The following is an 18,908-nucleotide window of genomic DNA, read 5'->3' on the forward strand; positions in this document are numbered from 1 at the left end:
GACTCTGAATGAGGAAAACGTATTATACGGGACCTCGCGACAGAGCGCTCAGCGCCGTCGCACTGCTCTTTAACAATTTATCAGACAATCTGTGTGGGCACTCAAAGTGACATGGATTCTTAACGTCCTCGGACGAAAAATGAATACCAAGTCTCTGAGTGAACACGTAATTCATTACGAAGTTTAATTCACGAGCATCAAACTTAAATTGAAGAGTTTGATCATGGCTCAGATTGAACGCTGGCGGCAGGCCTAACACATGCAAGTCGAGCGGTAGCACAGAGAGCTTGCTCTCGGGTGACGAGCGGCGGACGGGTGAGTAATGTCTGGGAAACTGCCTGATGGAGGGGGATAACTACTGGAAACGGTAGCTAATACCGCATAACGTCGCAAGACCAAAGTGGGGGACCTTCGGGCCTCATGCCATCAGATGTGCCCAGATGGGATTAGCTAGTAGGTGGGGTAATGGCTCACCTAGGCGACGATCCCTAGCTGGTCTGAGAGGATGACCAGCCACACTGGAACTGAGACACGGTCCAGACTCCTACGGGAGGCAGCAGTGGGGAATATTGCACAATGGGCGCAAGCCTGATGCAGCCATGCCGCGTGTATGAAGAAGGCCTTCGGGTTGTAAAGTACTTTCAGCGAGGAGGAAGGCATTAAGGTTAATAACCTTGGTGATTGACGTTACTCGCAGAAGAAGCACCGGCTAACTCCGTGCCAGCAGCCGCGGTAATACGGAGGGTGCAAGCGTTAATCGGAATTACTGGGCGTAAAGCGCACGCAGGCGGTTTGTTAAGTCAGATGTGAAATCCCCGGGCTCAACCTGGGAACTGCATTTGAAACTGGCAAGCTTGAGTCTTGTAGAGGGGGGTAGAATTCCAGGTGTAGCGGTGAAATGCGTAGAGATCTGGAGGAATACCGGTGGCGAAGGCGGCCCCCTGGACAAAGACTGACGCTCAGGTGCGAAAGCGTGGGGAGCAAACAGGATTAGATACCCTGGTAGTCCACGCTGTAAACGATGTCGACTTGGAGGTTGTTCCCTTGAGGAGTGGCTTCCGGAGCTAACGCGTTAAGTCGACCGCCTGGGGAGTACGGCCGCAAGGTTAAAACTCAAATGAATTGACGGGGGCCCGCACAAGCGGTGGAGCATGTGGTTTAATTCGATGCAACGCGAAGAACCTTACCTACTCTTGACATCCAGAGAACTTAGCAGAGATGCTTTGGTGCCTTCGGGAACTCTGAGACAGGTGCTGCATGGCTGTCGTCAGCTCGTGTTGTGAAATGTTGGGTTAAGTCCCGCAACGAGCGCAACCCTTATCCTTTGTTGCCAGCGGTCCGGCCGGGAACTCAAAGGAGACTGCCAGTGATAAACTGGAGGAAGGTGGGGATGACGTCAAGTCATCATGGCCCTTACGAGTAGGGCTACACACGTGCTACAATGGCATATACAAAGAGAAGCGACCTCGCGAGAGCAAGCGGACCTCATAAAGTATGTCGTAGTCCGGATTGGAGTCTGCAACTCGACTCCATGAAGTCGGAATCGCTAGTAATCGTAGATCAGAATGCTACGGTGAATACGTTCCCGGGCCTTGTACACACCGCCCGTCACACCATGGGAGTGGGTTGCAAAAGAAGTAGGTAGCTTAACCTTCGGGAGGGCGCTTACCACTTTGTGATTCATGACTGGGGTGAAGTCGTAACAAGGTAACCGTAGGGGAACCTGCGGTTGGATCACCTCCTTACCTGAAAGAACCTGCCTTTGTAGTGCTCACACAGATTGTCTGATGAAAAATAAGCAGTAAAAAATCTCTGCAGGCTTGTAGCTCAGGTGGTTAGAGCGCACCCCTGATAAGGGTGAGGTCGGTGGTTCAAGTCCACTCAGGCCTACCAAATTCGCTACCGTGCTGCGTTATGGCGATACTCACATACTTCAGTATGCTTCGTATCACCACGCCTTGCCCGATATCGAATTACGGTAAACAGAGAGAGAAATTACGATGGGGTTATAGCTCAGCTGGGAGAGCGCCTGCCTTGCACGCAGGAGGTCTGCGGTTCGATCCCGCATAGCTCCACCATCCTTTACTGCTGCACAACAAGAAAACTTCAGAGTGTACCTGAAAAGGTATGCTGCGAAGTTTTGCTCTTTAAAAATCTGGATCAAGCTGAAAATTGAAACGACACACTGTTTCCTTTCTCCGTAATAAGAGAGGAAAAGCGGTGTGTTCGAGTCTCTCAAATTTTCGCAATGCGGACTGTTTTACGAAACAGTTTCGGGTTGTGAGGTTAAGCGACTAAGCGTACACGGTGGATGCCCTGGCAGTCAGAGGCGATGAAGGACGTGCTAATCTGCGATAAGCGTCGGTAAGGTGATATGAACCGTTATAACCGGCGATTTCCGAATGGGGAAACCCAGTGTGATTCGTCACACTATCGTTAAGTGAATACATAGCTTAACGAAGCGAACCGGGGGAACTGAAACATCTAAGTACCCCGAGGAAAAGAAATCAACCGAGATTCCCCCAGTAGCGGCGAGCGAACGGGGAGGAGCCCAGAGTCTGAATCAGCGCGTGTGTTAGTGGAACGGTCTGGAAAGTCCGGCGGTACAGGGTGATAGCCCCGTACACTAAAATGCACACGTTGTGAACTCGAAGAGTAGGGCGGGACACGTGGTATCCTGTCTGAATATGGGGGGACCATCCTCCAAGGCTAAATACTCCTGACTGACCGATAGTGAACCAGTACCGTGAGGGAAAGGCGAAAAGAACCCCGGCGAGGGGAGTGAAAAAGAACCTGAAACCGTGTACGTACAAGCAGTGGGAGCCTCTTTATGGGGTGACTGCGTACCTTTTGTATAATGGGTCAGCGACTTATATTCTGTAGCAAGGTTAACCGTATAGGGGAGCCGCAGGGAAACCGAGTCTTAACTGGGCGTTAAGTTGCAGGGTATAGACCCGAAACCCGGTGATCTAGCCATGGGCAGGTTGAAGGTTGGGTAACACTAACTGGAGGACCGAACCGACTAATGTTGAAAAATTAGCGGATGACTTGTGGCTGGGGGTGAAAGGCCAATCAAACCGGGAGATAGCTGGTTCTCCCCGAAAGCTATTTAGGTAGCGCCTCGTGAACTCATCTTCGGGGGTAGAGCACTGTTTCGGCTAGGGGGTCATCCCGACTTACCAACCCGATGCAAACTACGAATACCGAAGAATGTTATCACGGGAGACACACGGCGGGTGCTAACGTCCGTCGTGAAGAGGGAAACAACCCAGACCGCCAGCTAAGGTCCCAAAGTCATGGTTAAGTGGGAAACGATGTGGGAAGGCACAGACAGCCAGGATGTTGGCTTAGAAGCAGCCATCATTTAAAGAAAGCGTAATAGCTCACTGGTCGAGTCGGCCTGCGCGGAAGATGTAACGGGGCTAAACCATGCACCGAAGCTGCGGCAGCGACACTATGTGTTGTTGGGTAGGGGAGCGTTCTGTAAGCCGTTGAAGGTGGCCTGTGAGGGTTGCTGGAGGTATCAGAAGTGCGAATGCTGACATAAGTAACGATAAAGCGGGTGAAAAGCCCGCTCGCCGGAAGACCAAGGGTTCCTGTCCAACGTTAATCGGGGCAGGGTGAGTCGACCCCTAAGGCGAGGCCGAAAGGCGTAGTCGATGGGAAACAGGTTAATATTCCTGTACTCGGTGTTACTGCGAAGGGGGGACGGAGAAGGCTATGTTAGCCGGGCGACGGTTGTCCCGGTTTAAGCATGTAGGCGGAAGGTTTAGGTAAATCCGGACCTTTTTTAACGCTGAGGTGTGATGACGAGGCACTACGGTGCTGAAGTAACAAATGCCCTGCTTCCAGGAAAAGCCTCTAAGCATCAGGTAACAACGAATCGTACCCCAAACCGACACAGGTGGTCAGGTAGAGAATACCAAGGCGCTTGAGAGAACTCGGGTGAAGGAACTAGGCAAAATGGTGCCGTAACTTCGGGAGAAGGCACGCTGATGGTAGGTGAAGCGACTTGCTCGTGGAGCCGAAATCAGTCGAAGATACCAGCTGGCTGCAACTGTTTATTAAAAACACAGCACTGTGCAAACACGAAAGTGGACGTATACGGTGTGACGCCTGCCCGGTGCCGGAAGGTTAATTGATGGGGTTATCCGTAAGGAGAAGCTCTTGATCGAAGCCCCGGTAAACGGCGGCCGTAACTATAACGGTCCTAAGGTAGCGAAATTCCTTGTCGGGTAAGTTCCGACCTGCACGAATGGCGTAATGATGGCCAGGCTGTCTCCACCCGAGACTCAGTGAAATTGAACTCGCTGTGAAGATGCAGTGTACCCGCGGCAAGACGGAAAGACCCCGTGAACCTTTACTATAGCTTGACACTGAACATTGAGCCTTGATGTGTAGGATAGGTGGGAGGCTTTGAAGTGTGGACGCCAGTCTGCATGGAGCCAACCTTGAAATACCACCCTTTAATGTTTGATGTTCTAACGTAGACCCGTGATCCGGGTTGCGGACAGTGTCTGGTGGGTAGTTTGACTGGGGCGGTCTCCTCCCAAAGAGTAACGGAGGAGCACGAAGGTTAGCTAATCCTGGTCGGACATCAGGAGGTTAGTGCAATGGCATAAGCTAGCTTGACTGCGAGCGTGACGGCGCGAGCAGGTGCGAAAGCAGGTCATAGTGATCCGGTGGTTCTGAATGGAAGGGCCATCGCTCAACGGATAAAAGGTACTCCGGGGATAACAGGCTGATACCGCCCAAGAGTTCATATCGACGGCGGTGTTTGGCACCTCGATGTCGGCTCATCACATCCTGGGGCTGAAGTAGGTCCCAAGGGTATGGCTGTTCGCCATTTAAAGTGGTACGCGAGCTGGGTTTAGAACGTCGTGAGACAGTTCGGTCCCTATCTGCCGTGGGCGCTGGAGAATTGAGGGGGGCTGCTCCTAGTACGAGAGGACCGGAGTGGACGCATCACTGGTGTTCGGGTTGTCATGCCAATGGCATTGCCCGGTAGCTAAATGCGGAAAAGATAAGTGCTGAAAGCATCTAAGCACGAAACTTGCCCCGAGATGAGTTCTCCCTGACTCCTTGAGAGTCCTGAAGGAACGTTGAAGACGACGACGTTGATAGGTCGGGTGTGTAAGCGTAGCGATACGTTGAGCTAACCGATACTAATGAACCGTGAGGCTTAACCTTACAACGCCGAAGCTGTTTTGGCGAAGAGAGAAGATTTTCAGCCTGATACAGATTATATCACTGCGCAGGAATGCGGGGTGATGACAGAATTTGCCTGGCGGCGATAGCGCGGTGGTCCCACCTGACCCCATGCCGAACTCAGAAGTGAAACGCCGTAGCGCCGATGGTAGTGTGGGGTCTCCCCATGTGAGAGTAGGGAACTGCCAGGCATCAAATCAGTAAGAAGCCCATCCTGACGGATGGGCTTTTTGCGTTTTTGTCCATGAAAAACAGAAGCATCCTGAATACCCGCCTGGCCGCAATCAAGCAAGCCTTCCCCCAGCAGATACGGTAAACTAGTGCAGATTTTGCATCAGGAAGCCACTATGAATCACTCCCTCAAACCCTGGAATACCTTTGGCATTGACCGTATGGCCAAAGCGATTGTACGTGCTGAAAATGAACAGCAGCTATTGTCCGCATGGCAACAGGCCACTGCAGAGGATCAGCCCGTTTTGATCCTTGGTGAAGGGAGCAATGTACTCTTCCTGAAGGATTATGCCGGTACGGTGATAATCAACCGCATTATGGGAATTGAGATCACGGAAACGCCTGATGCCTGGCATCTACACGTTGGGGCCGGAGAAAACTGGCATCAACTGGTGCAGTTTACGCTGGATAATGGCATGCCGGGTCTGGAAAACCTTGCATTGATTCCTGGGTGTGCAGGCTCTTCCCCGATTCAGAATATTGGTGCATATGGCGTCGAGCTACAGCGCGTTTGCCAGTATGTTGATTGCATCGAGCTGGCAACTGGCCATAAGCAGCGTCTTTCTGCGAGTGAATGCCGTTTTGGCTATCGTGACAGTATTTTCAAACACGAATATCAGGATCGCTTTGCCATCGTTGCGGTAGGCCTCCGCCTGACAAAGCGCTGGGATCCGATATTAACCTACGGTGACCTGACCCGTCTTGACCGAAACACCGTTACTCCACGTCAGGTATTTGACGCCGTTTGTCATATGCGAATGACTAAGCTTCCTGACCCAAAAGTGAGTGGTAATGCCGGCAGTTTCTTTAAAAACCCAGTGATTGACGCCGGGAAAGGGCAGGAGCTACTGGCCATGTTCCCGAATGCTCCGCACTACCCGCAGGTAGATGGTCGTATAAAACTGGCCGCAGGCTGGCTAATCGATCAATGTCAGCTGAAAGGGAAAACCATCGGCGGGGCCGCGGTACACCGTCAGCAGGCTTTAGTATTAATCAATGATAATCAGGCAACCAGCGACGATGTGATTAAGCTGGCGCATTATGTCCGTCAGCAGGTAGGCGAGAAGTTCAATGTCTGGCTCCAGCCGGAAGTCCGCTTTATTGGCGCAACCGGTGAAGTGAATGCCGAGGAGGCTATTGCATGAGAGATAATACAATCCCCCTGACATTGATATCAATTTTAGCGGATGGCGAATTTCATTCCGGAGAACAACTGGGCGATCGTCTGGGAATGAGTCGTGCGGCAATCAATAAGCATATTCAGACTCTCCGCGACTGGGGGGTTGATGTGTTCACCGTTCCGGGAAAAGGTTACAGCCTGCCAGAGCCGATCCATCTATTAGATGAAAAGCGAATCGCTGCACAGATCGAACATGGACGGGTAACCGTACTTCCCGTTATTGACTCGACCAACCAGTATTTGCTGGATCGTCTTAATGAGTTGCAATCCGGCGATGCCTGCGTTGCAGAATATCAGCAGGCCGGCCGCGGTCGTCGAGGGCGCAAGTGGTTTTCTCCCTTTGGCGCAAACCTCTATCTCTCGATGTACTGGCGGCTGGAGCAAGGGCCTGCTGCCGCAGTGGGATTGAGTCTGGTCATCGGGATTGTTATTGCAGAAGTGCTCCAGAGCCTGGGGGCTGATAAGGTTCGCGTGAAGTGGCCAAATGACCTCTATCTTCAGGATCGTAAACTGTCAGGTATTTTGGTTGAGCTGACGGGAAAAACCGGCGATGCGGCACAGATAGTCAGCGGGGCGGGGATCAACCTGGCTATGCGTCATGTAGAGTCAGATGTCGTCAACCAGGGATGGATTAGCTTGCAGGAAGCAGGCGTATCTATCGATCGTAATACGTTGGCCGCGCGCCTGATTAAAGAGCTTCGCGCTGGCCTGCAGCTCTTTGAACAGGATGGCCTGGCACCTTATCTGGCGCGTTGGGAGAAATTAGATAACTTCCTCAACCGCCCGGTGAAGCTTATTATTGGCGATAAAGAAATATTTGGTATTTCTCGCGGTATCGATACTCAGGGCGCGTTATTGCTTGAGCAGGATGGTGTGATAAAACCCTGGGTTGGTGGTGAGATATCGTTACGAAGTGCAGAATAAACTGAATAAAAAGGGAGCCCTGGCTCCCTTTTTATTTTCTGTAATCGTTATTTACGTAACCGAACCTGATCAACCGAGTGATTGGCGCTTTTCGTCATGATCAAACTAGCTCGCTCACGAGTTGGTAATATATTTTCTTTTAAATTCAGCAGGTTGATCTCATTCCATAATGAGGTGGCAATGTTCACCGCTTCGTCTCTGGAAAGCTTGGCATAATTATGGAAATAAGAGTCCGGGTCGGTAAAGGCCCCTTCACGGAATTTTAAGAAACGGTTGATATACCATGTTTTTAGTAATTCTTCTGGCGCATCAACATATATCGAAAAATCAACGAAGTCAGATACAAATACGTGGTGCGGATCATGAGGATAATCCATCCCGCTTTGTAAAACATTTAATCCTTCCAGAATCAAAATGTCCGGCTGCGCTACGGTTTTATCTCCATCGGGGATCACATCATAAATCAGATGCGAATAAACCGGAGCGGTAGCATTAGGTATGCCGGATTTGAGGTCGGAGACGAACTTGACCAGACGATGCATATCATAGGATTGCGGGAAGCCTTTCTTCTTCATCAGCCCGCGTTCTTTCAATACGGCGTTAGGATGCAGGAAGCCATCGGTCGTTATCAATTCAACATGACGATGTTCCGGCCAGCGGCTGAGCAGCGCCTGTAATACGCGCGCGGTTGTACTTTTCCCTACCGCGACGCTGCCGGCAATACTGATGATATAGGGAATGCGTTGGCCGTTAGTGCCGAGGAATTGTTCCAGCACGGCCTGACGCCGCAGGTTAGAACTGATATAGAAATTAAGCAAACGCGACAGCGGCAAATAGATCTCGGCAACTTCTTCAAGAGAAAGATCTTCGTTGATGCCTTTTAACCGCGTGATTTCTTCCTCTGTCAGCGTCATCGGAACGGAATCACGAAGTGCAGCCCATTGGTTGCGGTTAAATTGTAGATACGGTGTCATTAACGTCTGCTCTTTTTTGCTCATAAGCATGTTCTTAGCATCGCCGAATCAAATGCAGCGAGGGATGCTTCACACAAGTTAATCAGGACAATGGGCAGGAGGGTAACACCAGATTGCGAGGAATAATAAGAAAAAAACTCATCGGATAGCGCTTTCTAATGCAGACATCACAAGAGCGGGGTTCGCAGGTAATTATTAATCAGGTGAATAGAGCGCTCAGGTTAGGTGAGCAATAAATGCCGCGGAAGGGAGTCGTCAGTGGTGCTCTCAGGTGAAGCTGGAATACCTGCTCTGCGGGCTAAAAGATCGATTATCGTATGCAGAGGTGCTCAGGAAATCGCCCGGAAGGTCAAAAATGCCGGTCTTTAACAAAATATCCCAGGTCAGCGTACGATTTACGCTTAGGTAAATGCCGTTTTTTTGTGCTCCGTTGTTTGAAATTGCAACGATTTTCCTTGTTTGAGCACAAAATATGAGCAATGGAACATTTTATGCAATTTTTTAGTTGCATGAACTCGCAGGTCTCCCTAAAATGCGCGCTACTTGATGCCGACTTAGCTCAGTAGGTAGAGCAACTGACTTGTAATCAGTAGGTCACCAGTTCGATTCCGGTAGTCGGCACCATCAAGTGCCTGGTGGGGTTCCCGAGCGGCCAAAGGGAGCAGACTGTAAATCTGCCGTCATCGACTTCGAAGGTTCGAATCCTTCCCCCACCACCATCTTTCGGCAACGCTTTGCGAAGCCAGAGTTGCTTGGTTAAACTAATCAACTCAAACAGAAAAAGAGATAAGTCTCTTTTTTTTGTTATAGAAAGAACTGGGTAGCCGAGTTTCAGGATGCGGGCATCGTATAATGGCTATTACCTCAGCCTTCCAAGCTGATGATGCGGGTTCGATTCCCGCTGCCCGCTCCAGACGTGCTGATATGGCTCAGTTGGTAGAGCGCACCCTTGGTAAGGGTGAGGTCCCCAGTTCGACTCTGGGTATCAGCACCACTTCTTTATCTCTCCTTCCCTGTTTCTCTCTGTTTATTGCATTCAACAAGTCGGGCATGTTGCCCGGTTGATGTGGTGATATCACCGATTTATCCGTGTCTTAGAGGGACAATCGATGTCTAAAGAAAAGTTTGAACGTACAAAACCGCACGTTAACGTCGGTACTATCGGCCACGTTGACCATGGTAAAACAACGCTGACTGCTGCAATCACTACCGTTCTGGCTAAAACCTACGGTGGTTCTGCTCGCGCATTCGACCAGATCGATAACGCACCGGAAGAAAAAGCTCGTGGTATCACCATCAACACTTCTCACGTTGAATATGACACCCCGACTCGCCACTACGCACACGTAGACTGCCCGGGCCACGCCGACTATGTTAAAAACATGATCACCGGTGCTGCTCAGATGGATGGCGCGATCCTGGTTGTTGCTGCGACTGACGGCCCGATGCCGCAGACTCGTGAGCACATCCTGCTGGGTCGTCAGGTAGGCGTTCCGTACATCATCGTGTTCCTGAACAAATGCGACATGGTTGATGACGAAGAGCTGCTGGAACTGGTTGAAATGGAAGTTCGTGAGCTGCTGTCTCAGTACGACTTCCCGGGCGACGACACTCCGATCGTTCGTGGTTCCGCTCTGAAAGCGCTGGAAGGCGAAGCAGACTGGGAAGCGAAAATCATCGAACTGGCTGGCTACCTGGATTCTTACATCCCGGAACCAGAGCGTGCGATTGACAAGCCGTTCCTGCTGCCTATCGAAGACGTATTCTCCATCTCCGGTCGTGGTACCGTTGTTACCGGTCGTGTAGAGCGCGGTATCATCAAAGTGGGCGAAGAAGTTGAAATCGTTGGTATCAAAGATACTGCGAAATCAACCTGTACCGGCGTTGAAATGTTCCGCAAACTGCTGGACGAAGGCCGTGCTGGTGAGAACGTTGGTGTTCTGCTGCGTGGTATCAAACGCGAAGAAATCGAACGTGGTCAGGTACTGGCTAAGCCGGGCTCTATCAAGCCGCACACCAAGTTCGAATCTGAAGTGTACATTCTGTCCAAAGACGAAGGCGGCCGTCATACTCCGTTCTTCAAAGGCTACCGTCCGCAGTTCTACTTCCGTACAACTGACGTGACTGGCACCATCGAACTGCCGGAAGGCGTAGAGATGGTAATGCCGGGCGACAACATCAAAATGGTTGTTACCCTGATTCACCCAATCGCGATGGACGACGGTCTGCGTTTCGCAATCCGTGAAGGCGGCCGTACCGTTGGCGCTGGCGTGGTAGCAAAAGTTCTCAGCTAATCGCTGATAACATTTGACGCAATGCGCAATAAAAGGGCATCATTTGATGCCCTTTTTGCACGCTTTCGAACCAGAACCTGGCTCATCAGTGATTTTTTTTGCCATAATCATTGCTGAGACAGGCTCTGTAGAGGGCGTTAAGTCCGAAACGCAGCAGAGCATTTCGGTTTGGTTGCCTCGCTCTCGCGGGGCAAAATTATTTGTCTGAATTCTTGTGACAGGTTGGTTTATGAGTGCGAATACCGAAGCTCAAGGGAGCGGGCGCGGCCTGGAAGCGATGAAGTGGGTGATCGTTGCTGCGCTGCTGATTGTGGCCATCGTAGGCAACTTCCTTTATCGTGACATTATGCTGGCGGTGCGTGCGCTGGCTGTAGTGATTCTGATCGCTGCTGCCGGTGGCGTCGCGCTGTTAACCACTAAAGGTAAGGCGACCGTCGCCTTCGCCCGTGAAGCGAGAACCGAAGTCCGCAAGGTTATCTGGCCAACTCGCCAGGAAACGCTGCACACCACGCTGATTGTTGCTGCGGTTACTGCGGTAATGTCACTGATCCTGTGGGGACTGGATGGTATTCTGGTTCGCCTGGTATCCTTTATCACTGGCCTGAGGTTCTGAGATGTCTGAAGCTCCTAAAAAACGTTGGTACGTCGTTCAGGCGTTTTCCGGTTTTGAAGGTCGCGTAGCTACCTCGTTGCGTGAACATATCAAATTACACAATATGGAAGAGTTGTTTGGCGAAGTCATGGTGCCGACCGAAGAAGTGGTCGAGATCCGTGGTGGCCAGCGCCGCAAGAGCGAGCGTAAATTCTTCCCGGGTTACGTTCTGGTCCAGATGGTAATGAACGACGCAAGCTGGCACCTGGTGCGCAGCGTACCGCGCGTGATGGGCTTTATCGGCGGTACTTCTGACCGTCCGGCACCGATCAGCGATAAAGAAGTGGATGCGATCATGAATCGCCTGCAGCAGGTTGGCGATAAGCCGCGTCCGAAAACTCTGTTCGAGCCGGGTGAAATGGTACGCGTTAGCGATGGGCCGTTCGCTGACTTTAACGGCGTGGTTGAAGAAGTTGACTACGAGAAATCTCGTCTGAAGGTCTCTGTTTCCATCTTCGGCCGTGCTACTCCGGTTGAACTGGACTTTGCCCAGGTAGAGAAAGCCTAACCGGCGATCAAAAAAGCAGCGATTTAATCGTTGCACGAGGCGCGAAATTGACATACAATTTCGCGCCTTTTGTTTTTATGGGTCTGATTCCCATAAAGCGATATTTATCACGGGGAGCCTTTTCAGGCGCTACACCCAAACGAGGAAATTTAAATGGCTAAGAAAGTACAAGCCTACGTCAAGCTGCAGGTTGCAGCTGGTATGGCAAACCCGAGTCCGCCGGTTGGTCCAGCACTGGGTCAGCAGGGTGTGAACATCATGGAATTCTGCAAAGCGTTCAACGCCAAAACTGAATCCATGGAAAAAGGTCTGCCGATTCCGGTTGTTATTACCGTTTACGCTGACCGTTCTTTCACTTTCGTTACCAAAACTCCGCCGGCAGCAGTTCTGCTGAAAAAAGCGGCTGGTATCAAGTCTGGTTCCGGTAAACCGAACAAAGACAAAGTGGGTAAAATTTCCCGCGCTCAGCTGCAGGAAATCGCGCAGACCAAAGCTGCCGACATGACTGGTTCCGACATTGAAGCGATGACTCGCTCCATTGAAGGTACTGCACGTTCCATGGGCCTGGTAGTGGAGGACTAAGAAATGGCTAAACTGACCAAGCGCATGTCCGTGATTCGTGACAAAGTTGATGCGACCAAACAGTACGACATCAACGAAGCCATCTCTCTGCTGAAAGAACTGGCTACTGCTAAGTTCGTTGAAAGCGTAGACGTTGCCGTTAACCTCGGCATCGACGCTCGTAAATCTGACCAGAACGTCCGTGGCGCGACTGTACTGCCGCACGGTACTGGCCGTTCCGTTCGCGTAGCCGTATTTGCCCAGGGCCCGAACGCTGAAGCTGCTAAAGCTGCAGGCGCCGAGCTGGTAGGTATGGAAGATCTGGCTGACCAGATCAAAAAAGGCGAAATGAACTTTGACGTTGTTATCGCTTCTCCGGATGCAATGCGCGTTGTTGGCCAGCTGGGCCAGGTTCTGGGTCCGCGCGGCCTGATGCCAAACCCGAAAGTGGGTACCGTTACTCCGAACGTTGCTGAAGCTGTTAAGAACGCTAAAGCAGGTCAGGTTCGTTATCGTAACGACAAAAACGGCATCATCCACACCACCATCGGTAAAGTGGACTTTGACGCTGACAAACTGAAAGAAAACCTGGAAGCTCTGCTGGTTGCGCTGAAAAAAGCAAAACCGACTCAGGCTAAAGGCGTGTACATCAAGAAAGTTAGCATCTCCACCACCATGGGTGCTGGTGTTGCCGTTGATCAGGCTGGTCTGAGCGCTTCTGCGAACTAAGATTAGCTTTACGTGGGCGGTGGATTTGTCTACAATTCTACCCCCACGATTCTGTTAGCTTCGGCCAGACAGATAAAAACAGATTTGTTCGTTGGAGCCTGGCCTATCCAGGCCTCCGTCGAAGACCGCAGGTGTTTCGTCAGAAACTTAATCCCCTGCGTAGACGGTGACAGAACGCTAAGATTATTTTTTGGATACTCTGGCTTGTTTCTGCTCACCGTATTAAAGACGCTCTTTCGTTGGAAAGAGTGAAGTGAGTTCCAGAGCATAAGCTCTGGCAAACATCCAGGAGCAAAGCTAATGGCTTTAAATCTTCAAGACAAACAAGCGATTGTTGCTGAAGTCAGCGAAGTAGCCAAAGGTGCGCTGTCTGCAGTAGTTGCGGATTCCCGTGGCGTTACTGTTGATAAAATGACTGAACTGCGTAAAGCAGGTCGTGAAGCTGGCGTTTACATGCGTGTTGTTCGTAACACCCTGCTGCGCCGCGTCGTTGAAGGTACTCAGTTTGAGTGCCTGAAAGACACGTTTGTTGGTCCGACCCTGATTGCATACTCTATGGAACACCCGGGCGCTGCCGCTCGTCTGTTCAAAGAGTTCGCGAAAGCGAATGCAAAATTTGAGGTCAAAGCTGCAGCCTTTGAAGGTGAGCTGATCCCGGCGTCGCAAATCGACCGCCTGGCAACTCTGCCGACCTACGAAGAAGCAATTGCACGCCTGATGGCAACCATGAAAGAAGCTTCGGCTGGCAAACTGGTTCGCACTCTGGCTGCTGTACGCGATGCGAAAGAAGCTGCTTAATCGCAGTTGTCTTTATAAAGCGCTCGCTTACGTATAAACTTATTCTGATATTCAGGAACAATTTAAATGTCTATCACTAAAGATCAAATCATTGAAGCAGTATCCGCTATGTCCGTAATGGACGTTGTTGAGCTGATCTCTGCAATGGAAGAAAAATTCGGTGTTTCCGCTGCTGCTGCTGTAGCTGTAGCTGCTGGCCCGGCTGAAGCTGCTGAAGAAAAAACTGAATTCGACGTAATTCTGAAAGCTGCAGGCGCTAACAAAGTTGCTGTTATCAAAGCAGTACGTAGCGCAACTGGCCTGGGTCTGAAAGAAGCTAAAGACCTGGTAGAATCTGCACCGGCTGCACTGAAAGAAGGCATCAGCAAAGACGACGCTGAAGCTCTGAAAAAATCTCTGGAAGAAGCTGGCGCTGAAGTTGAAGTCAAATAAGCCAACCCTTCCGGTTGCAGCCTGAGAAATCAGGCTGAGGCTGGTGACTTTTTGGTCACCAGCCTTTTTGCGCTGTAAGGCACCAGTAGCGTTTCACGCTGTTTGACTACTGGGTTGTCCTTTCAATGCTTGTTTCTATAGACGACTTAATATACTGCGACAGGTCAGGGTCCCTGAGCTGTGTAAATCGCAACGAAATGGTTTAAGCGTGATAGAAACAGGCATTGCGGAAAGTGTTCCATTTTCCGGTCCACAAAATAGTGTTGCATAAAAAACTGCCTTATTTGGGCAGACGGGTCGACTTGTCAGCGAGCTGAGGAACCCTATGGTTTACTCCTATACCGAGAAAAAACGTATTCGTAAGGATTTTGGTAAACGTCCGCAGGTTCTGGACATACCTTATCTCCTTTCCATCCAGCTTGACTCGTTTCAGAAGTTTATCGAGCAAGATCCTGAAGGGCAGTACGGTCTGGAAGCTGCTTTCCGTTCCGTGTTCCCGATTAAAAGCTACAGCGGTAACTCTGAGCTGCAATACGTCAGCTACCGTCTGGGCGAACCTGTTTTTGATGTTAAAGAATGTCAGATCCGTGGCGTGACCTACTCGGCACCGCTGCGCGTTAAACTGCGTCTGGTGATCTACGAGCGTGAAGCGCCGGAAGGCACCGTTAAAGACATTAAAGAACAAGAAGTCTACATGGGCGAAATTCCGCTCATGACCGACAACGGTACCTTTGTTATCAACGGTACTGAACGTGTTATCGTTTCTCAGCTGCACCGTAGCCCGGGCGTCTTCTTTGACTCTGACAAAGGTAAGACTCACTCTTCCGGTAAGGTCCTGTATAACGCACGTATCATTCCTTACCGCGGTTCCTGGCTGGACTTCGAGTTCGATCCGAAAGACAACCTGTTTGTCCGTATCGACCGTCGTCGTAAGCTGCCGGCCACCATCATCCTGCGCGCGCTGAATTACACCACTGAGCAGATCCTTGACCTGTTCTTCGAGAAAGTGGTCTTTGAAATTCGCGACAACAAGCTGCAGATGGAACTGGTACCGGAGCGTCTGCGCGGTGAAACGGCTTCCTTCGACATCGAAGCGAACGGCAAAATCTACGTCGAGAAAGCCCGTCGTATTACCGCTCGCCATATCCGTCAGCTGGAAAAAGACGATATCAAGCATATCGAAGTTCCGGTTGAATATATTGCGGGTAAAGTTGCGGCCAAAGATTACATCGATGAAGCCACTGGCGAACTGATCTGCCCGGCGAACATGGAGCTGAGCCTGGATCTGCTGGCGAAACTGAGCCAGTCCGGTCACAAGCGCATCGAGACCCTGTTCACCAACGATCTGGACCACGGTCCGTACATTTCTGAAACGGTACGCGTCGACCCGACTAACGATCGTCTGAGCGCACTGGTAGAAATCTACCGCATGATGCGCCCGGGTGAGCCGCCGACTCGTGAAGCGGCTGAAAGCCTGTTTGAGAACCTGTTCTTCTCCGAAGACCGCTACGATCTGTCTGCGGTAGGTCGTATGAAGTTCAACCGCTCTCTGCTGCGTGACGAAATCGAAGGTTCCGGTATCCTGAGCAAAGACGACATCATCGAAGTGATGAAGAAGCTCATCGATATCCGTAACGGTAAAGGCGAAGTCGATGATATCGACCACCTCGGCAACCGTCGTATCCGTTCCGTAGGCGAAATGGCGGAAAACCAGTTCCGTGTTGGCCTGGTACGTGTGGAGCGTGCGGTGAAAGAGCGTCTGTCTCTGGGCGATCTGGATACCCTGATGCCTCAGGATATGATCAACGCCAAGCCGATTTCTGCAGCAGTGAAAGAGTTCTTTGGTTCCAGCCAGCTGTCTCAGTTTATGGACCAGAACAACCCGCTGTCCGAGATTACGCACAAGCGTCGTATCTCCGCACTCGGCCCAGGCGGCCTGACCCGTGAACGTGCGGGCTTTGAAGTTCGAGACGTACACCCGACTCACTACGGTCGCGTATGTCCAATCGAAACGCCTGAAGGTCCGAACATCGGTCTGATCAACTCCCTGTCCGTGTACGCACAGACTAACGAATACGGCTTCCTCGAGACTCCGTATCGTAAAGTGACCGACGGTGTTGTGACCGACGAAATTCACTACCTGTCTGCTATCGAAGAAGGCAACTACGTTATCGCTCAGGCGAACTCCAACCTGGATGACGAAGGCCACTTTGTAGAAGATCTGGTGACCTGCCGTAGCAAAGGCGAATCCAGCTTGTTCAGCCGCGATCAGGTTGACTACATGGACGTTTCCACCCAACAGGTGGTTTCCGTCGGTGCGTCACTGATCCCGTTCCTGGAACACGATGACGCCAACCGTGCATTGATGGGTGCGAACATGCAACGTCAGGCGGTTCCGACTCTGCGCGCTGATAAGCCGCTGGTTGGTACCGGTATGGAACGTGCTGTTGCCGTCGACTCCGGTGTTACTGCAGTTGCTAAGCGTGGCGGTACCGTACAGTACGTCGATGCATCCCGTATCGTTATCAAAGTTAACGAAGATGAGATGTACCCGGGCGAAGCAGGTATCGACATCTATAACCTGACCAAGTACACCCGTTCTAACCAGAACACCTGCATCAATCAGATGCCTTGCGTGTCCCTGGGTGAGCCAATTGAGCGCGGCGACGTGCTGGCAGATGGTCCGTCCACCGACCTCGGTGAACTGGCTCTCGGTCAGAACATGCGCGTAGCGTTCATGCCGTGGAACGGCTACAACTTCGAAGACTCCATCCTCGTCTCCGAGCGTGTGGTTCAGGAAGATCGTTTCACCACGATTCATATTCAGGAACTGGCGTGTGTGTCCCGTGACACCAAGCTGGGGCCGGAAGAGATCACCGCTGATATCCCGAACGTGGGTGAAGCTGCGCTCTCTAAACTGGATGAATCCGGTATCGTTTACATCGGTGCAGAAGTGACCGGCGGCGACATTCTGGTTGGTAAGGTAACGCCGAAAGGTGAAACCCAGCTGACGCCAGAAGAGAAACTGCTGCGTGCGATCTTCGGCGAGAAAGCGTCTGACGTTAAAGACTCTTCTCTGCGCGTACCAAACGGTGTTTCCGGTACGGTTATCGACGTTCAGGTCTTCACCCGCGATGGCGTGGAAAAAGACAAACGTGCGCTGGAAATCGAAGAGATGCAGCTGAAGCAGGCCAAAAAAGACCTGTCTGAAGAACTGCAGATCCTCGAAGCTGGCCTGTTTGGTCGTATCTACGCGGTGCTGGTTGCCGGTGGTGTTGAAGCTGAGAAGCTCGACAAGCTGCCGCGCGATCGCTGGCTGGAACTGGGCCTGACCGACGAAGAGAAACAAAATCAGCTGGAACAGCTGGCTGAGCAGTACGACGAACTGAAACACGAGTTCGAGAAAAAACTCGAAGCGAAACGCCGCAAAATCACTCAGGGCGACGATCTGGCACCGGGCGTGCTGAAGATTGTTAAAGTGTATCTGGCCGTTAAACGTCAGATTCAGCCGGGTGACAAAATGGCAGGTCGTCACGGTAACAAGGGTGTTATTTCTAAGATCAACCCGATCGAAGATATGCCTTACGATGAAAACGGTACGCCGGTCGACATCGTACTGAACCCGCTGGGCGTACCATCTCGTATGAACATCGGTCAGATTCTGGAAACCCACCTGGGTATGGCTGCGAAAGGCATCGGTGAGAAAATCAACGCGATGCTCAAACAGCAGCAGGAAGTCGCCAAACTGCGCGAGTTCATCCAGAAAGCGTATGACCTGGGTACCGATGTTCGTCAGAAGGTCGATCTGAATACCTTCACCGATGATGAAGTTCTGCGTCTTGCTGAAAACCTGAAAAAAGGTATGCCGATCGCCACGCCGGTATTCGACGGTGCGAAAGAGTCTGAAATCAAGGAACTGTTACAGCTGGGTGGCCTGCCGACTTCCGGTCAGATCACTCTGTTCGACGGTCGTACCGGCGAGCAATTCGAACGCCAGGTTACCGTTGGCTACATGTACATGCTGAAACTGAACCACCTGGTTGATGACAAGATGCATGCGCGTTCTACCGGTTCTTACAGCCTGGTTACTCAGCAGCCGCTGGGTGGTAAGGCTCAGTTCGGTGGTCAGCGCTTCGGTGAGATGGAAGTGTGGGCGCTGGAAGCTTACGGCGCAGCATACACCCTGCAGGAAATGCTCACCGTTAAGTCTGATGACGTCAACGGTCGTACCAAGATGTATAAAAACATCGTGGACGGCAACCATCAGATGGAACCGGGCATGCCGGAATCCTTCAACGTACTGTTGAAAGAGATTCGCTCGCTGGGCATCAACATCGAACTGGAAGACGAGTAACTCTCGCTCAAACAGGTCACTGGTGCCGGGGTAACCCCCGGCGCCAGATTGTGCTAACTCCGA

General features: G+C 51.4%; 11 protein-coding genes, 6 tRNA genes and 3 rRNA genes. 19 read left to right on the top strand and 1 reads right to left on the bottom strand.

The annotated features are described in order from the left end of the window. Positions 1-205: 205 nt before the first annotated feature. The 7 genes from MC50_RS09565 to birA all read left to right on the top strand — a co-directional run bounded on the left by MC50_RS09565 (position 206) and on the right by birA (position 7,543). A 16S ribosomal RNA gene (locus MC50_RS09565) occupies positions 206-1,745 on the top strand. A gap of 71 nt (positions 1,746-1,816) precedes the next feature. Then, positions 1,817-1,893: transfer RNA gene (locus MC50_RS09570), tRNA-Ile, on the top strand. A gap of 109 nt (positions 1,894-2,002) precedes the next feature. After that, positions 2,003-2,078 (top strand) — tRNA-Ala (locus MC50_RS09575). Between the two features lie 206 nt (positions 2,079-2,284). Further along, positions 2,285-5,190: ribosomal RNA gene (locus MC50_RS09580) — 23S ribosomal RNA — on the top strand. Positions 5,191-5,283: 93 nt separating this feature from the next. Beyond that, positions 5,284-5,399: ribosomal RNA gene (gene rrf / locus MC50_RS09585) — 5S ribosomal RNA — on the top strand. The 16S, 23S and 5S rRNA genes sit together here with 2 tRNA genes alongside, the layout of an rRNA operon. A 156-nt stretch (positions 5,400-5,555) precedes the next feature. Continuing rightward, the gene (gene murB / locus MC50_RS09590; RefSeq protein ID WP_047663728.1) at positions 5,556-6,584 is read left to right on the top strand and encodes a UDP-N-acetylmuramate dehydrogenase; all 1,029 of its coding nucleotides are present in this window, start codon (positions 5,556-5,558) and stop codon (positions 6,582-6,584) included. Further along, complete coding sequence (gene birA / locus MC50_RS09595; protein WP_047663730.1) at positions 6,581-7,543, top strand: bifunctional biotin--[acetyl-CoA-carboxylase] ligase/biotin operon repressor BirA; 963 nt, start codon at positions 6,581-6,583, stop codon at positions 7,541-7,543. Before murB ends, birA begins: the two co-directional genes overlap by 4 nt. A gap of 47 nt (positions 7,544-7,590) precedes the next feature. Here birA and coaA read toward each other — a convergent pair whose 3' ends face one another. Then, positions 7,591-8,541, bottom strand: coding sequence for a type I pantothenate kinase (gene coaA, locus MC50_RS09600; protein WP_094898638.1), 951 nt, complete (start codon positions 8,539-8,541; stop codon positions 7,591-7,593). Between the two features lie 524 nt (positions 8,542-9,065). Here coaA and MC50_RS09605 point away from each other — a divergent pair. The 12 genes from MC50_RS09605 to rpoB all read left to right on the top strand — a co-directional run bounded on the left by MC50_RS09605 (position 9,066) and on the right by rpoB (position 18,845). Continuing rightward, positions 9,066-9,141, top strand: a tRNA-Thr gene (locus MC50_RS09605). A 10-nt stretch (positions 9,142-9,151) separates the two neighbouring features. Beyond that, positions 9,152-9,236, top strand: a tRNA-Tyr gene (locus tag MC50_RS09610). 119 nt (positions 9,237-9,355) lie between these two features. Further along, positions 9,356-9,430: transfer RNA gene (locus MC50_RS09615), tRNA-Gly, on the top strand. A gap of 5 nt (positions 9,431-9,435) precedes the next feature. Beyond that, positions 9,436-9,511, top strand: a tRNA-Thr gene (locus MC50_RS09620). 115 nt (positions 9,512-9,626) lie between these two features. Next, positions 9,627-10,811 carry an elongation factor Tu gene (tuf, locus tag MC50_RS09625; protein WP_047663733.1) on the top strand — a complete coding sequence of 395 codons (1,185 nt, stop codon included), beginning with the start codon at positions 9,627-9,629 and terminating at the stop codon, positions 10,809-10,811. Positions 10,812-11,040: 229 nt separating this feature from the next. Continuing rightward, positions 11,041-11,424 carry a preprotein translocase subunit SecE gene (gene secE / locus MC50_RS09635; RefSeq protein WP_004118411.1) on the top strand — a complete coding sequence of 128 codons (384 nt, stop codon included), beginning with the start codon at positions 11,041-11,043 and terminating at the stop codon, positions 11,422-11,424. A 1-nt stretch (position 11,425) separates the two neighbouring features. Beyond that, a complete protein-coding gene (nusG, locus tag MC50_RS09640) occupies positions 11,426-11,971 on the top strand; it encodes a transcription termination/antitermination protein NusG (protein WP_002438628.1) in 546 nt (181 codons plus the stop codon). 153 nt (positions 11,972-12,124) lie between these two features. After that, positions 12,125-12,553: a 50S ribosomal protein L11 gene (rplK, locus tag MC50_RS09645; protein WP_003862340.1), complete on the top strand. Its 429-nt coding sequence runs from the start codon at positions 12,125-12,127 to the stop codon at positions 12,551-12,553. Between the two features lie 3 nt (positions 12,554-12,556). Next, a complete protein-coding gene (rplA, locus tag MC50_RS09650) occupies positions 12,557-13,261 on the top strand; it encodes a 50S ribosomal protein L1 (protein ID WP_004118413.1) in 705 nt (234 codons plus the stop codon). 300 nt (positions 13,262-13,561) lie between these two features. Next, positions 13,562-14,059 carry a 50S ribosomal protein L10 gene (rplJ, locus tag MC50_RS09660; RefSeq protein WP_001207203.1) on the top strand — a complete coding sequence of 166 codons (498 nt, stop codon included), beginning with the start codon at positions 13,562-13,564 and terminating at the stop codon, positions 14,057-14,059. Between the two features lie 66 nt (positions 14,060-14,125). Further along, entirely contained in the window at positions 14,126-14,491 is a 366-nt protein-coding gene (gene rplL / locus MC50_RS09665; RefSeq protein WP_004118416.1) for a 50S ribosomal protein L7/L12, read from the top strand. A 325-nt stretch (positions 14,492-14,816) separates the two neighbouring features. Next, positions 14,817-18,845 carry a DNA-directed RNA polymerase subunit beta gene (gene rpoB / locus MC50_RS09670; RefSeq protein WP_032690001.1) on the top strand — a complete coding sequence of 1,343 codons (4,029 nt, stop codon included), beginning with the start codon at positions 14,817-14,819 and terminating at the stop codon, positions 18,843-18,845. The last annotated feature ends 63 nt before the right edge of the window (positions 18,846-18,908 follow it).

It is taken from the genome of Klebsiella planticola, assembly GCF_000783935.2.
GTDB lineage: Bacteria > Pseudomonadota > Gammaproteobacteria > Enterobacterales > Enterobacteriaceae > Klebsiella > Klebsiella planticola.

Bases quoted from the DNA above. Each gene is read 5' to 3' on its own strand.
- nusG (WP_002438628.1), top strand. From the start codon at position 11,426: ATGTCTGAAGCTCCTAAAAAACGTTGGTACGTCGTTCAGGCGTTTTCC.
- murB (WP_047663728.1), top strand. From the start codon at position 5,556: ATGAATCACTCCCTCAAACCCTGGAATACCTTTGGCATTGACCGTATG.
- coaA (WP_094898638.1), bottom strand. From the start codon at position 8,541: ATGAGCAAAAAAGAGCAGACGTTAATGACACCGTATCTACAATTTAAC.
- rplK (WP_003862340.1), top strand. From the start codon at position 12,125: ATGGCTAAGAAAGTACAAGCCTACGTCAAGCTGCAGGTTGCAGCTGGT.
- rplA (WP_004118413.1), top strand. From the start codon at position 12,557: ATGGCTAAACTGACCAAGCGCATGTCCGTGATTCGTGACAAAGTTGAT.
- rpoB (WP_032690001.1), top strand. From the start codon at position 14,817: ATGGTTTACTCCTATACCGAGAAAAAACGTATTCGTAAGGATTTTGGT.
- rplL (WP_004118416.1), top strand. From the start codon at position 14,126: ATGTCTATCACTAAAGATCAAATCATTGAAGCAGTATCCGCTATGTCC.
- tuf (WP_047663733.1), top strand. From the start codon at position 9,627: ATGTCTAAAGAAAAGTTTGAACGTACAAAACCGCACGTTAACGTCGGT.
- secE (WP_004118411.1), top strand. From the start codon at position 11,041: ATGAGTGCGAATACCGAAGCTCAAGGGAGCGGGCGCGGCCTGGAAGCG.
- birA (WP_047663730.1), top strand. From the start codon at position 6,581: ATGAGAGATAATACAATCCCCCTGACATTGATATCAATTTTAGCGGAT.
- rplJ (WP_001207203.1), top strand. From the start codon at position 13,562: ATGGCTTTAAATCTTCAAGACAAACAAGCGATTGTTGCTGAAGTCAGC.